The organism is Blautia sp. MCC270 (assembly GCF_018785605.1).
GTDB lineage: Bacteria > Bacillota > Clostridia > Lachnospirales > Lachnospiraceae > Blautia_A > Blautia_A fusiformis.
This window is the reverse complement of sequence record NZ_WQQD01000028.1, coordinates 1-14397: the sequence shown is the minus strand read 5'-3', so window position 1 is coordinate 14397 and position 14397 is coordinate 1. Positions and strand designations below refer to the sequence as shown.

At 44.9% G+C, this 14397-nt stretch carries 14 protein-coding genes, 1 other RNA gene and 1 other annotated feature; of the genes, 14 read left to right on the top strand and 1 reads right to left on the bottom strand.

Annotation, left to right across the window (positions count from 1 at the left end; genetic code table 11):
- Window positions 1-252: 252 nt before the first annotated feature.
- From GPK58_RS08265 to GPK58_RS13420, 14 genes are all read left to right on the top strand, one after another.
- Window positions 253-1086 (top strand): cell wall hydrolase, encoded by an 834-nt coding sequence (locus GPK58_RS08265; RefSeq protein ID WP_215638481.1) that lies wholly within the window; start codon window positions 253-255, stop codon window positions 1084-1086.
- A gap of 216 nt (window positions 1087-1302) precedes the next feature.
- On the top strand, window positions 1303-2793 hold the full coding sequence (thrC, locus tag GPK58_RS08260; protein ID WP_021652923.1) for a threonine synthase: 1491 nt from the start codon (window positions 1303-1305) through the stop codon (window positions 2791-2793).
- 82 nt (window positions 2794-2875) lie between these two features.
- A non-coding RNA gene (gene ssrS / locus GPK58_RS08255) (6S RNA) lies at window positions 2876-3053 on the top strand.
- 59 nt (window positions 3054-3112) lie between these two features.
- A complete protein-coding gene (locus GPK58_RS08250) occupies window positions 3113-4171 on the top strand; it encodes an aldose epimerase family protein (protein WP_022427218.1) in 1059 nt (352 codons plus the stop codon).
- 35 nt (window positions 4172-4206) lie between these two features.
- Window positions 4207-4794, top strand: coding sequence for a GNAT family N-acetyltransferase (locus tag GPK58_RS08245; protein WP_215638480.1), 588 nt, complete (start codon window positions 4207-4209; stop codon window positions 4792-4794).
- A gap of 23 nt (window positions 4795-4817) precedes the next feature.
- The gene (locus GPK58_RS08240) at window positions 4818-5711 is read left to right on the top strand and encodes a YihY/virulence factor BrkB family protein (protein ID WP_059086355.1); all 894 of its coding nucleotides are present in this window, start codon (window positions 4818-4820) and stop codon (window positions 5709-5711) included.
- A 47-nt stretch (window positions 5712-5758) separates the two neighbouring features.
- Window positions 5759-5980, top strand: a binding site (T-box leader).
- 95 nt (window positions 5981-6075) lie between these two features.
- On the top strand, window positions 6076-7095 hold the full coding sequence (pheS, locus tag GPK58_RS08235) for a phenylalanine--tRNA ligase subunit alpha (RefSeq protein WP_044962388.1): 1020 nt from the start codon (window positions 6076-6078) through the stop codon (window positions 7093-7095).
- A 66-nt stretch (window positions 7096-7161) separates the two neighbouring features.
- Entirely contained in the window at window positions 7162-9579 is a 2418-nt protein-coding gene (gene pheT, locus GPK58_RS08230) for a phenylalanine--tRNA ligase subunit beta (RefSeq protein ID WP_015526758.1), read from the top strand.
- Window positions 9579-10187, top strand: coding sequence for a histidine phosphatase family protein (locus GPK58_RS08225; protein WP_022427216.1), 609 nt, complete (start codon window positions 9579-9581; stop codon window positions 10185-10187). Before pheT ends, GPK58_RS08225 begins: the two co-directional genes overlap by 1 nt.
- 296 nt (window positions 10188-10483) lie before the next feature.
- The gene (locus GPK58_RS08220; protein WP_044962386.1) at window positions 10484-10696 is read left to right on the top strand and encodes a ferrous iron transport protein A; all 213 of its coding nucleotides are present in this window, start codon (window positions 10484-10486) and stop codon (window positions 10694-10696) included.
- 144 nt (window positions 10697-10840) lie between these two features.
- The gene (locus GPK58_RS08215; protein WP_215638479.1) at window positions 10841-12502 is read left to right on the top strand and encodes a MotA/TolQ/ExbB proton channel family protein; all 1662 of its coding nucleotides are present in this window, start codon (window positions 10841-10843) and stop codon (window positions 12500-12502) included.
- 14 nt (window positions 12503-12516) lie between these two features.
- Window positions 12517-13590 carry an OmpA family protein gene (locus GPK58_RS08210; RefSeq protein ID WP_173722731.1) on the top strand — a complete coding sequence of 358 codons (1074 nt, stop codon included), beginning with the start codon at window positions 12517-12519 and terminating at the stop codon, window positions 13588-13590.
- A gap of 40 nt (window positions 13591-13630) precedes the next feature.
- Window positions 13631-13816 (top strand): hypothetical protein, encoded by a 186-nt coding sequence (locus tag GPK58_RS08205; protein ID WP_114002824.1) that lies wholly within the window; start codon window positions 13631-13633, stop codon window positions 13814-13816.
- Window positions 13807-14133, top strand: a complete 327-nt coding sequence (locus tag GPK58_RS13420; protein WP_412378457.1) for a hypothetical protein — start codon at window positions 13807-13809, stop codon at window positions 14131-14133. Before GPK58_RS08205 ends, GPK58_RS13420 begins: the two co-directional genes overlap by 10 nt.
- On the opposite strand, the gene GPK58_RS08195 is transcribed toward GPK58_RS13420, so the two are convergent.
- Window positions 14045-14397 (bottom strand): hypothetical protein (locus GPK58_RS08195; protein WP_215638478.1); only part of this gene is annotated, 353 nt, incomplete at its 5' end. The genes GPK58_RS13420 and GPK58_RS08195 overlap by 89 nt on opposite strands.

The following is a 14397-nucleotide window of genomic DNA, read 5'->3' as shown; positions in this document are numbered from 1 at the left end:
TTATGTGGATTTTATGTGGATAAGGTGTGGATAAAACACAAATACCGCCGTTGAAGCGTTAAATACGGGAAAAAGCTTGACATATTCAATATTATTAAATATAATTTTCCCATACATTACAAAAATGTTACAAACATGTAAAGGAAATCGTAATGATCCGTATTTATCCGGGAAGCGATGATAATGGGGGCTGTGATGTCGCATCGGAGGATTATGGGCTGTTACAGAAAATGAAACGCAAGGAATGAGATTATGAAAGTTGAGAAAGATTTACGCGAGGCTGACGAAGTGCAGGATGAACGTAGAAATGGAAAAACCGGAGGAAATTCCGCGCGCAGTTTTGCAGTGCTGACATTATGTGCAGTTTTGGCGATGGTTATTTCTCTGGGGACAAGGACATTTGCAGAAAGTGAAGGAGGCAGGGTTTATGCAGCTTCAGATGGAGGAGAGGGCTCTCCCTATGAAGAGGTTGCTGTTCCTACCGGGATCGCAGGTGTGGTTTCAGGAGTTACGGATACACCATTATCCGGAAGCACGGTTACAAGGATCGGAAGCTCCTGTGAGCAGGTGATCGTAGGCCAGAGAGTACAGAAAGTAACCAATACTGCTGCAGATCTTAATGTAAGCTCCTCTATGGAAAACAAAGTAAATGAACTTGATGCAAGGTCGATCACACTGGCAGAAAATCCCACACTGATGTCAGATGAAGACTATGATACACTTCTGAGGATCGTGGAGGCAGAAGCAGGAAGTGAAGATATCAAGGGCCGTGTTCTGGTGGCTAACGTCATCATGAACCGTGTAAAAAGCGAAGATTTTCCGAATACGGTGACAGAGGTTGTCTGGGATAACAGTGACGGCGTTCCGCAGTTTTCACCGACCTATGATGGCAGGATCAATGAAGTTGCAGTTTCCGATGAAACAAGGGAAGCGGTCAAGCAGGCGCTGAAGGGTACGGATTATTCTGAAGGTGCACTGTTCTTTATCCAGAAATCTGCAGCAGAGGAACATAATGTGAAATGGTTTGAAAAGGACCTGAAGAGGCTCTTTAAATACGGGGTCCATGAATTTTATACATATAAATAGGAAGAACTGATGCAGTACAAAAGGAACCAACCGCCGGCAGAAACAGACCGGCGGTTTCTTTTTATCCGAAAGCTGTGAATATTTGTCTGATCACAGGGTGGGATTGGGCAAGACAGATTCTTTTTTAAAAGTGGTGGCATTTTCCATAATTCCATGCTATAATGTGATAACGTTGAAAAGAAAACGAATATCTTACAATAGAAAGGCGGAACACCAATGCAGGTATTGTACAAGAGCACCAGAGGAAAAGAGCAGGCAGTTACAGCGTCTATGGCCATACTTAAGGGCCTTTCTGAGGACGGCGGACTGTTCGTGCCTGAAAGCATTCCACAGCTGGATGTACCAATGGACAAGCTGGCGCAGATGACCTACCAGGAGACAGCATATGAGGTAATGAGCCGTTTCCTTACAGATTTTACCGAGGATGAGCTTAAGAACTGTATCAACAAAGCATACGACAGCAAATTTGATACAGAAAAGATCGCGCCTCTTCATGAAGCGGATGGGGCATATTTCCTGGAACTGTTCCATGGCGCGACCATTGCATTTAAGGATATGGCACTTTCCATTCTTCCGCATCTGATGACAACTGCAGCGAAGAAGAATAATGTTAAGAATGAGATCGTGATCCTTACCGCAACATCAGGAGATACCGGTAAAGCTGCCATGGCAGGCTTTGCAGATGTGCCGGGAACGAAGATCATTGTATTTTATCCGAAGCATGGTGTCAGCCCGATCCAGGAGAAACAGATGGTAACTCAGAAGGGTGCCAACACTTATGTGGTAGGTATTACCGGTAACTTTGATGATGCCCAGACTGCAGTTAAGAAGATGTTCAATGATCATGAGCTGGCAGCAGAGCTGGATCAGGCAGGTTTCCAGTTTTCTTCTGCAAACTCTATCAACATCGGTCGTCTTGTTCCTCAGATCGTATATTATGTATATGCCTACGCATCACTGGTACGCGACGGCAGGATCAAAGACGGACAGGAGATCAATGTGGTAGTTCCTACCGGAAACTTCGGAAATATCCTTGCTGCATACTATGCGAAACAGATGGGACTTCCGATCCACAAGCTGATCTGTGCATCGAATGAGAACCGTGTTCTTTATGATTTCTTCCGCACAGGAACCTATGACAGAAAGAGAGATTTCATCCTTACGACATCTCCTTCCATGGATATCCTGATCTCCAGCAATCTGGAAAGACTGATCTATCGTCTTACCGGAGAAAATGCTGAAAAATGTGCAGAGCTTATGAAATCCTTAAGTGAGGGCGGCGAATATACCATTACTGACGAGATGAAAGCACAGCTTGTTGATTTTTATGGTAATTTCTGCAGTGAAGATGAGACTGCACAGGCCATCAGTGATATCTACAAAAACAGCAATTATGTGATCGATACGCATACTGCAGTTGCAGCCGGCGTATATAAGAAGTATGTAAGTGAGACAGCGGATCATCTTCCGACAGTGATCGCCTCTACTGCAAGTCCGTATAAATTCACAAGAAGTGTTATGGAAGCACTTGGTGAGGAGCATAAAGATCTGGATGATTTTGGCCTTGTAGACGCATTAAGTGCGCTTTCCGGAGTACCTGTTCCACGTGCAGTTGAAGAAATCCGTACTGCCCCGGTTCTTCATGACAGGGTGGTAGATGCAGTGGATATGCCGGCAGCAGTAAAGGATATCCTTAAGATCAAATAATAATTGATAATAAAATCAGTAAGAAAATGTATTTTCTGTTGAAAAAGCACAAATACTGGTTTATAATAAAAACAACGAAAACCGAATCCTGGAATGTTCGATCCCCCTTTTCTTTTTGAACCTACATTGACATTTTGGGAATCCAAAATCGCAGGTTGGATGTCAGACCTCACGTCGTGGTAGGCAGAAGACACTGTTGAGGATACCCACCTAGCATCTGCTAGGCGTCAAAAATAAGGGAACGGCATCCCGGGATTAATCGGTTAAAGACATAGAGCCGGTTAGTGGCTCTTTTTTCATATATGGGAGGAATTACAGCATGAGTGTTTCTGAAAGGAAATTTGGGACACTTCCTACAGGGGAAGAAGTAAAAATCTATCATCTTGAGAATAAAAAAGGTGCCTATGCTGAAGTGCTTCAGTATGGTGCGATCCTGGTGAAGATATGTGTTCCGGATAAGAAGGGAGATCTGAAGGATGTGGTCCTTGGATATGACGATATCCGGGGATATGAGATTAATGGATGCTTTTTCGGTGCGATCATTGGAAGAAGTGGAAACCGTATCGAGAATTCCAGATTTTTTATTGATGATAAAGAAGTGGTTCTTGCAGAGAATGAGAATCATAACAATCTTCACAGCGGTCCGGATGGCTTTGAGAAAAAGCTGTGGGAGGTAAAAGAAATTTCCCAGGAGAAGAACAGCGTGGATTTCTTCCGCATCAGTCCGGATGGAGAGAACGGATTTCCGGGAGAATTTTCCATTGTTGTGAAATATGAATTCACAGAGGAAAACGAACTGAAGATTTTTTACAGAGGACGCTCTGATGCAGCTACCGTTGCCAATATGACCAACCATTCTTATTTTAATCTGAACGGAGAAGGCAGCGGAGATGTGCTTGATCAGGAAGTATGTATTCATGCGAAGTATTTTACTCCGGTAAAAGACAGCCAGTCCATTCCTACCGGTGAATATGCACCGGTGGCGGGAACACCGATGGATTTCAATGTTTCCAAACCGATCGGCAGAGACATTGAGGCGGACTTTGAACAGCTGAAGTTTACAGGCGGTTATGACCATAACTATGTAACCGATAATTATGCAAAGGGCAATGTCCGTTCGATCGCTACTGCATACTGCAGGGAATCCGGTATCGGTATGGAGGTTTCCTCCGACTGTCCGTGTGTGCAGTTCTATGCAGGCAATTTTGTTAAGGATGAGAAGGGAAAGAACGGTCATGTTTATCATGAACGCTATGGATTCTGCCTGGAGACACAGGTGGAGCCAAATGCAGTCAATGTAGAGGATTTCCATTCTCCGATCCTGCTTCCCGGTGAAGAGTACAGCTCTGAAACGGTTTACCGTTTCTTTGTGAAATAACAGATAAACAGAATTAAAAGAGGTGCGAGAAGGCAATGCAGATACGTGTGGCAGAAGAGAGAGATGCAGCAACACTTTTAGAGATTTATTCCTACTACGTAGAAAAAACTGCGATCACATTTGAATATGAAACACCTTCCATAGAAGAGTTTACGCATCGGATCCATGATATAAAGGCGAAATATCCGTATATTGTGGCAGAAGAGAAGGGAGAGATCCTGGGATATGCCTATGGTTCGGCGTTTCACCCGAGGGCTGCTTATGGCTGGTGTGCGGAAATGTCCATTTATGTGAGGCATGACCGGCGGGGCAGCGGTGCAGGAGGCAGACTCTATCGAGCCTTGGAGAGTCTTCTTGCAGAGATGGGAATTCTGAACCTGAACGCCTGCATTGCAGTTGCACCAAAAGATGATGAATACCTGACCAGTGCCAGTGTGGATTTTCATAAGCATTTCGGCTATAAGCGTGTGGGAGAGTTCCACAGATGCGGCTATAAGTTTAACCGCTGGTATAATATGGTATGGATGGAAAAGATGATAGGCGAACATAAGAGCCTGCAGCCGGAAGTAAAGCTTTTTCCGGAAATCCAGGATAAGATCGGATTTGAACGTTTTTCCTGGTGAAAAAAAACCTGAGGGAGGTCAGCATGGACGAGGAAAAGAAAAATATAATCCAGCTCATGCTGGGATTTGTGCGCAGGGCAAACGGAGATCATGTCAGTGCATATGCGGCCCAGGCAGCGTATTTTCTGATCATGTCTTTTATCCCGTTTATACTGTTTCTTACAACGCTGATCCGTTATACACCGTTAAGCTATAATGTTGTCAGGGATGCCATCATCGGGTTTGTGCCCGGAAATCTGCAGACCTTTGTGCTGAGCATTGTGGTAGAAGTATACAAAAGAAGTACAGCCATCGTGCCGTTGTCTGCGCTGATGGCACTCTGGGCGTCCGGAAAGGGAATGCAGGCGATCACCAATGGCTTAAATACCATTTATCATGTAAAGGAAACCCGAAACTGGCTGATGACCCGAATCTATTCGGTTTTTTATATGCTGTTGTTTGTGCTGGCGATCATTGTCACTCTTCTGGTCCTGGTTCTTGGTAATCGAATCCAAGTAGCTGCACAGAGAACCATTCCGATTCTCGGGAGGCTGCTGGCCAAGGTTATAGGGGCCAGGACATTGCTTGTATTTGCCGTGCTGTTTGCAGTGTTTCTGGTCCTTTATAAAGTGCTTCCAAACCGAAAGGCAACCTTTAAAAGCCAGCTTCCGGGTGCATTTATGATCGCAGTGGCATGGATGATATTTTCCTATGGATTTTCCCTGTATTTTGAATTTTTTCCGAGTTTTGGAAATATGTACGGAAGTCTGACTGCGCTGATCATGGTAATGCTGTGGCTGTATGTGTGTATGAACCTGCTTCTTTACGGGGCGGAGATCAATGCCTACTTCGAAAATGAATTCCGAAAGGCCCAGAGATCTGTAAAAACACTTCTTTCCAAGAAAGAAAATGAAAAAAACAGTTCCAAAGAATCCTGACTTTGCGCTTGACAGAAGGCAGACCTTGTGGCATAGTATTAAAAGACAGAAAAGCTGTGAAGGTGTTTATAGAGGATCATTTTCTCACAGAGAAGGGAAGTCACCGGCTGTAAGCTTCCCCGGGTTCAGATGGTTCTTGAATTTCCCACCGGAGCTGCCTCTCTGAAGTAACAGTAGGAGATGACGTAAGCTGCGCGTTAAGCAGACAAGAGGTGCCCGTGATCTTTTCATGGGAAACTGGGTGGTACCGCGGATATTCCGTCCCTTTTATAAGGGACGGTTTTTTTATTGCCCATATCTGGATCTTCGGGGTGGGCGGCGGATCATTTGATCATTTTAATTAAAGGAGAAATAGACCATGGATATGAAAGAAAGACTTCAGGAACTGGCTGAAAATGCCAGAAAACGGATCGAGGAATCCGAGGGCCTGGATAAGCTGAATGATGTGCGTGTTGCATATCTTGGAAAAAAAGGTGAGCTTACTGCAATCTTAAAAGGTATGAAGGATGTTGCTCCGGAAGAACGTCCGAAGGTTGGACAGCTTGTCAATGAGACAAGAGCTAAGATCGAAGAACTTCTGGAAGCCTCCAAAAAGGATTTCGAGGAGAAGGTCCGTGAGGAAAAAATGAAAGCAGAAGTGATCGATGTAACACTTCCTGCAAAGAAAGCGAAGATCGGTCATCGCCATCCGAATACTATTGCTCTGGAAGAGGTTGAGCGTATTTTCATCGGAATGGGCTATGAGGTTGTGGAAGGTCCGGAGGTTGAGTATGCGGACTACAACTTTACAAAGCTGAATATTCCGGAGGATCATCCGGCAAGAGATGAGCAGGATACATTCTTTATCAATGATTCCATTCTGCTCCGTTCCCAGACATCACCGGTGCAGGCACGTGAGATGGAAAAAGGTAAGCTTCCGATCCGTATGATCGCACCTGGCCGTGTATTCCGTTCTGACGAGGTAGATGCAACACATTCACCTTCCTTCCATCAGATCGAGGGCCTTGTTATTGATAAGAATGTTACGTTTGCAGATCTTAAGGGAACCCTTCAGGAGTTTGCAAAAGAGCTGTTCGGACCGGAGACAAAGACCAAATTCCGTCCGCATCATTTCCCGTTCACAGAGCCGAGCGCTGAGGTTGATGTTTCCTGTTTCAAATGCGGCGGAAAAGGCTGCCGTTTCTGTAAAGGTTCCGGCTGGATCGAAATCCTTGGCTGTGGTATGGTTCATCCGAATGTTCTCCGTATGTGTGGGATCGATCCGGATGAGTATACAGGATTTGCCTTTGGTGTAGGTCTGGAGCGTATCGCACTTCTGAAATATGAGATCGATGATATGCGTCTTCTCTATGAGAACGACAGCAGATTCCTGAAACAGTTCTAAAACAGTGAACACGGATCATGAGTATCCGTCTGACAGTAAATATAGAAAAAAGAAGGGACAACCAAAATGAATACTTCATTATCTTGGATTAAAACATATGTGCCGGATCTGGATGTAACGGCACAGGAATATACAGATGCCATGACCTTAACAGGCACAAAGGTAGAGGGCTTTACAGAGCTGGATGCAGATCTCGATAAGATCGTGATCGGCCAGATCGATAAGATCGAGAAGCATCCGGATGCAGATAAGCTGATTATCTGCCAGGTAAATATCGGAACTGAGAGTGTGCAGATCGTAACAGGCGCTCCAAATGTAAAAGAAGGAGATAAGGTTCCGGTTGTTCTTGATGGCGGACGTGTTGCAGGCGGCCATGATGGAAAAATGACTCCCGGAGGGATCAAGATCAAAAAAGGCAAACTCCGTGGCGTTGAGTCCTTTGGTATGATGTGCTCTATCGAGGAACTTGGAAGCACCAGAGAAATGTATCCGGAAGCACCGGAATACGGAATCTATATTTTTCCTGAGGACGCAGTTGTGGGTGAGAGCGCTGTTAAGGCACTTGGCCTTGACGATGTGGTATTTGAGTATGAGATCACTTCCAACCGTGTAGACTGCTACGGTGTTCTTGGAATCGCAAGAGAGGCAGCAGCAACCTTCCAGAAGAAATTCTGCCCGCCGATTGTAGAGGTTAAGGAAAATGATGAGAAAGCTTCCGATTATGTAAAGGTTACTGTAGAGGATCCGGAGCTTTGCCCGCGTTACTGTGCAAGAGTTGTAAAAAATGTCAAGATCGGTCCGTCCCCGAAGTGGATGCAGAGATGTCTGGCTTCCAATGGAATCCGCCCGATCAACAACCTGGTTGATATCACAAACTATGTAATGGAAGAGTTTGGACAGCCAATGCATGCATATGATCTGGATACCATCGCAAATCAGGAGATCGTTGTACGCCGTGCAGGAAAAGATGAGAAATTCGTCACACTGGATGGCCAGGAGCGTATCATGGATGAGAACGTTCTGATGATCTGTGACGGTGAGAAGGCTGTCGGCATCGCAGGTATCATGGGTGGAGAGAATTCCATGATCACAGACGATGTAAAAACGGTTCTTTTTGAGGCGGCGTGCTTCGATGGAACCAGCATCCGTCTTTCTTCCAAGAGAATCGGACTTCGTACAGATGCATCCGGTAAATTTGAGAAGGGTCTTGACCCGAACAATGCACAGGCTGCAATTGACCGTGCATGCCAGCTGATGGAAGAGCTTGGTGCAGGTGAGGTTGTAGGCGGAATGGTTGATGTCTGCAGCGAGACAAGAGAGCCATCCAGAGTAAAATTTGAGCCTGAGAAGATCAACAAGCTTCTTGGAACCAGCCTTACAAAAGAAGAGATGATCGATTATCTTGGACGTGTAGAACTGGCTTATGATGAAAAAACAGACGAGATCGTTGCACCGACATTCCGTCAGGATATCCACTGTAATGCAGATGTTGCAGAGGAGGTTGCAAGATTCTATGGCTATGATAAGATCCCGATGACACTTCCTACAGGAGAGGCTACTACAGGTAAGCTGCCATTTAAGCTTCGTATCCAGGAGGTTGCAAGAGATATCGCAGAATACTGCGGATTCTCAGAGGGAATGTCCTATTCTTTCGAAAGCCCGAAGGTATTTGACAAGCTTTGTATTCCTGAGGACAGTGATCTTCGTAAAGTCATCACCATCAGCAATCCTCTTGGAGAGGACTACAGTATCATGCGTACAAGCACACTGAACGGTATGCTGGCATCCCTTTCCACAAACTATAACAGACGTAATAAAGATGTTCGTCTTTACGAGCTTGGAAATATCTATCTTCCGAAGTCCCTTCCGGTTACAGAGCTTCCGGATGAGCGTACCATGTTTACACTTGGAATGTACGGAAAAGGCGATTTCTTTGATATGAAGGGTGTATGCGAGGAGTTCTTCGAGAAGATCGGAATGAAGAAAAAGGTTACCTACGATCCAAACAGCGGAAAACCATTCCTTCATCCGGGAAGACAGGCTAACATGATCTACGAGGGTAAGGTAGTTGGATACTTAGGTGAGGTTCATCCGGCTGTTGCAGATAATTACTCTATCGGAGAAAAGGCATATATCGCAGTGATCGACATTCTGGATGTTCTGGAATTTGCTGGTTTCAACCACAAATATACAGGAATTGCCAAATATCCGGCTGTAACTCGTGACCTGAGCCTTGTAGTTCCCCATGCAGTTCTCGCAGGGCAGATTGAGGAGATTTTTGATCAGAGAGGCGGAAATATTCTTGAGAGTTATCAGCTGTTCGATATCTACGAGGGCGCACAGATTGAGAAAGGTTTCAAATCCATGGCTTATTCTCTGGTATTCCGTGCCCATGACAAGACTCTTGGTGAAAACGAGATCTCCGCAGCAATGAAAAAGATCATGAATGGTCTTAACGGACTTGGAATCGAGCTGAGAAGCTGATGCTGATCTACATTGTAAGACATGGCCTGACTGAGTGGAATAAATTAAAAAAGCTTCAGGGTGCAGCGGATGTACCTCTTGCGAAGGAAGGGATCCTTCTTGCAGAAAAAACCGGAGAAGCTCTCCGTAATGTGAAGTTTGATATCTGTTTTACAAGTCCGCTCTCAAGGGCAAAACAGACAGCAGAATATGTTCTGGGGAAACGTGATGTTCCGATTATACCGGATAAACGGATCCAGGAGATCGATTTTGGTGTGTTGGAGGGTGATCAAGTAAGAGATGCAGATGGCAATTATATCGATCCGCAGATCGAGACTTTTTTCCGTGCTCCGGTAAATTTTAAACGACCGGAAAAGGGCGAGGATATTTTTGATGTGATCGCCAGGACAAAGGATTTCTGGGATGAAATAACATCAGATCCGACTCTTGCGGATAAAACAATTCTTGTTGCCTCTCATGGATGTGCAGTCCGTGCTCTTCTTCAGAATGTAGATCCTGATCCGGAGAATTTCTGGAGAGGCTCCGTGCCGCCAAACTGCTGTGTTAATCTTGTGGAAGTAAAGAATGGAAAGACAACGCTTCTGGAAGAAGATAGAGTTTATGCATAGAAAATAATGAGAAACGCAGAATAACTGTAATGGCTGTTCTGCGTTTCTTTTTTTGCTTGTTTTTATTGGTGGAATTTCACAGGTTATGATTGACTAATTGAGATAAAATGAGATAAAATATATAAAAGCAATGAATGATTCAGAAAAATAAAAGTTAAACTTTACTAATTATATAAAGATGCAGAATTGTGTTGAAATTATATGAAATCATTTAACCAAGTGCGGATTGCGAATATCCGCCTACGGATAGAGGATAATTACTGATAGCGATGTGATATATGGAATGGGGTGAGTATATGCAGTCATTAAATGAGACAAAAGCAGGGGAAAGCTACACGATCAAGTGGATGACCGGAATGCCGGAGACTATGGAACAGATCAGGCAATATGATGTCAGCGAAGGAAAGACCGTACAGATCATAAGCAGGATACTTGGCGGAGTGATCGTAGGTGTTTGCGGACGCAGGATCCTGATCAGCGATGATGCAGCCTGCCGTATAAAAGTATAAATAAAAGTATAAATAGAAAAAAGACGAAAGGACAATTCTTTTGGCGAAGGAATTGTCCTTTCTGGTTGTTTTAGGGAAGATGTTATGATAGTATGGGAACAAAAGAGTAACTTTTTTCAAAAATAAAGACAGGGGAGGCATATTATGGGAAAAAAGTTTATGAATACAGTGCTGTTTCTGGCAGTAACAGTGGCCGCGGCAACCCTGACTGCTTATGTTGGAAAAGGCTCCGGGAATGTGTTGCTTTATAATTTTGCATTTCTGGGACTTATGCTGATCATATACGCAGTGGGGCTTTTTGCAGGTTTATATCGGATGGATAACCTGTCAAGAGCACTGAAGCATGGCTCTGGTGAGATCACAGAAGTGTTTCAGCTTCCGGGAAGAGCCAGAAAAGAAGAGATTGGGCAGCTGCGAGGGATTTTCGGTGACCGCTATCTCGACAAAAAGATGGATGATTTTGTTGACAGCATCAGCAGAACGGAAGAAGGGATCGCTGAAGTAGAGGATTTTGTGAATATTGAGGATGTAGATGTACATATCCACAAGAGACTCCTTGAGATGGCTCCGGACATTTTTACAAGCCTTGGTATCCTTGGAACATTTATCGGTCTTGTGTGGGGACTTAAGAATTTCCAGCCCACAGATTATGAAGTGATGACAAGCTCGGTATCCGCTCTTGTAGATGGCATCAAAGTTGCGTTTCTGACTTCCATTTATGGAGTTGCACTTTCTGTTGTGTACACATTTGGGATGAAAAGCGGATATTCTGCGATGTCCCAGGCGATGCAGGATTTTCTGGATCGTTTTCACGCACTGGTGCTCCCTACTGCGGAGAATGAGTCCTGGAATCTCCTTGTTTCCAGCCAGAAGACGCAGACAGAAGCCATGAAACAGATGGCGGAACAGTTTTCTGTGCAGATGGCAGATAGCTTTGAGAAAGTGATCACACCTACTTTTCAGAAGATGAATGATTCTCTGGACGTTCTTACCGCATCTGTGACAAAAGGGCAGCAGGATGCGATCCGGGAGATCCTGGATACGTTTTTAAGCGAGATGCATGGTTCCTTTCAGATGCAGTTTGAAGATTTTAATGATGCTCTGGCAGAACTTAAGAAGGTGCAGAAGGAGAATACAGAATATACATCAGAATTGTACAAGACCATGAGCAGTCAGCTGAGTGAAACTTTTACGAGGCAGGAACGTGCCATGAAGGATGCCATTAAGGAAATCGATGAGATGCAGAGCAGTTATATGAAGACTGCAGATCGTATTATCCGGGATAATCAGATGATCCAGCAGCTACAGAAACAGGATTACGAAAAGCTTGCCCGGCATATGCATGAAAATGAAAAAGAATCCGCAGATCTCTGGAAAACCTGCAATGCATCTATGCGCCAGTATGTGGACAGTGCTGCAGAAGGGATGAAAGCAGTTGCGGATTCCAATAGGATCAGCGAGGAGCTTCTTCGTGAAGATAAGAAGATGATCGAAGATTTTGAAGCCAGAGTGAAAGAATTTACCGAGAGCCAGAAGATGGTCAATAGTGTTCTGGATGAGGTACGCAGGCTTCTTTCTGAGATCAAGACGGCAAAAAATAACCGTGATATCCATCTGATCGCCGGACAGCCCTGGGGTTATGGAAGCAATGCCGGTATCCAGGAACTTAAGGATAAGCTGACGGGTCTGGAGGATCTTCTGGAAGGACAGGGCGCAAGACAGGAAGCGCTGCTGGATGAGATCGAGCGCAGTATCCGTGAGGCAACGAAGGCAGCACAGAAAAGCCGTTTTGGTTTATTTAAATAAGAGAGGAATTGTCAATGCGCAAAAAAAGAAAGCCGGAGGAGCATGGGTTTAATGTCTGGCGTTCTTATTCGGATATGATGGCAGGAGTTTTGCTGCTTTTTGTTCTGATCATGTGTGTGACACTTTTTCAGGCACAGAAGAGCTATCAGGACAGTCTGAAGGAACGGGATGAAAAAATCGCTCTTCAGGAAAAATATACAGAAGAGCTTCTGGAAAAACAGAATGCGCTGGATGAGCAGGCAGGGACATTAAAAAGCCAGGATGAGCAGCTCAAGTCCAAGGACAAGCAGATCAAATCTCAGGATGAAGAACTGTCTTCTCTGGCGGAGAAGCTTGCCAGACAGCAGGAAACGCTTGAGGCGCAGCAGAAAAAGCTGGCCTCTCAGAAAAAGAAGCTTTCCAGCCAGCAGGATACATTGAAAGAGCAGCAGTCTGCGCTGGATGAAAAAACAGAGCTTCTGGAAGAGCAACAGGAGAAGATTGACAAGATCATCGGCGTGAAAGCTGAGGTTGTGGAAGCTTTGCAGAAGGAATTTGAAAAAAAGAACCTCAATGTGGATATTGATCCACAGACAGGTGCGCTGACGCTGAATGCCAATGTTATGTTTGATTATGATCAGGCAGAGCTTACCGATTCCGGTAAGATGACATTGTCTATGGTGCTGCCGACATATTGTAAGGTGTTGCTGGATGATTCCTACAAGAAATATCTTGGCGAGATCATTATTGATGGTTATACGGATACAGACGGAGATTACAGTTATAACCTGGAGCTGTCACAGAAGAGGTCTCTGGCGGTAGCGCAGTATCTTTTGGATATTAAGAGTGATTTTCTGAAGGATTCACAGGTTCAGGAACTGAAGGATTGTCTGACAGTGAATGGGCATTCCATGTCAGATCCGGTTCTGGATGCAGATGGAAATGTAGATAAGGATGCGTCCAGACGTGTAGAGGTAAAATTCCGTTTGAAGGATGAAGAGATGATCCAGGAACTGAATAAGATCATGCAGGGAGATTCTGCAGAGTCCGACAGTACTGCTCAGAAAAAAGAAAAGAATCAGAAAGAAAATCAGGATAATAAGCAGTAATAAAATATGGCTGCTTTATATTTTTTAAGGAGGATTGGGTATGAAAAGAAAACTGGCATTGATGCTGACAATGACGCTTCTGGCTGGCAGCCTGGATTCGGGAATGCTGGTCAGTGCAGCTGATTTTTCAGCAGAAGAGAGTGTGGAACAGGCAGTGGAAGAGGAGCTTTTTCCGGCTGTACATCCCTTTCTTCCATCCACATTCTGGATAATGGGGTGGTGGTAGAAGCAGGTGCATTTAAGCAATGTACAAGTCTTACCCGTATCCATATTCCTGCATCAATGGTTACACATGGTTATGTGGGTGAGAGTCCGGCGTATCCGGGAATTTTTGCGGCTGACGACGGTCACCTTTGTGAAAGGGATCGCAAAGATCGCCAAGTACAGAACTCGCCTTCGGCTCAGAAAGCAGGCCCTGCCGCAATAACGCCGTCTCCCGCAGCCCAAGTAGTAATCACCCCTCCTCCGCAGCAGCCCGGCTCAGCGTACCACCATAAATATCGAAGAATACAGGGTGCAGATCGGCACAGCGTACCACTATAAGTACCGAAGAATCCCAGAACCAGATCGCAGATCGGCACAGCGTACCGCCATAAATATCGAAGAATCCAGGAACCAGATCAGCACAACGTTCCACATCCAATACCGAAGCATACAGACAAAAGTCAACAACGTAGCACACACAACAACGCAGAACTCCTTCCGTGCCCAACGGGGTGGGAGCGCGAGGGCAATGCCATTTAGATAGAACATTTTGTAGATGATTCTTTATGTTACATTCTGTAATGTTTTGATATTTGGAGTGCT

Bases quoted from the DNA above. Each gene is read 5' to 3' on its own strand.
- GPK58_RS08265 (WP_215638481.1), top strand. From the start codon at position 253: ATGAAAGTTGAGAAAGATTTACGCGAGGCTGACGAAGTGCAGGATGAA.
- thrC (WP_021652923.1), top strand. From the start codon at position 1,303: ATGCAGGTATTGTACAAGAGCACCAGAGGAAAAGAGCAGGCAGTTACA.
- GPK58_RS08250 (WP_022427218.1), top strand. From the start codon at position 3,113: ATGAGTGTTTCTGAAAGGAAATTTGGGACACTTCCTACAGGGGAAGAA.
- GPK58_RS08245 (WP_215638480.1), top strand. From the start codon at position 4,207: ATGCAGATACGTGTGGCAGAAGAGAGAGATGCAGCAACACTTTTAGAG.
- GPK58_RS08240 (WP_059086355.1), top strand. From the start codon at position 4,818: ATGGACGAGGAAAAGAAAAATATAATCCAGCTCATGCTGGGATTTGTG.
- pheS (WP_044962388.1), top strand. From the start codon at position 6,076: ATGAAAGAAAGACTTCAGGAACTGGCTGAAAATGCCAGAAAACGGATC.
- pheT (WP_015526758.1), top strand. From the start codon at position 7,162: ATGAATACTTCATTATCTTGGATTAAAACATATGTGCCGGATCTGGAT.
- GPK58_RS08225 (WP_022427216.1), top strand. From the start codon at position 9,579: ATGCTGATCTACATTGTAAGACATGGCCTGACTGAGTGGAATAAATTA.
- GPK58_RS08220 (WP_044962386.1), top strand. From the start codon at position 10,484: ATGCAGTCATTAAATGAGACAAAAGCAGGGGAAAGCTACACGATCAAG.
- GPK58_RS08215 (WP_215638479.1), top strand. From the start codon at position 10,841: ATGGGAAAAAAGTTTATGAATACAGTGCTGTTTCTGGCAGTAACAGTG.
- GPK58_RS08210 (WP_173722731.1), top strand. From the start codon at position 12,517: ATGCGCAAAAAAAGAAAGCCGGAGGAGCATGGGTTTAATGTCTGGCGT.
- GPK58_RS08205 (WP_114002824.1), top strand. From the start codon at position 13,631: ATGAAAAGAAAACTGGCATTGATGCTGACAATGACGCTTCTGGCTGGC.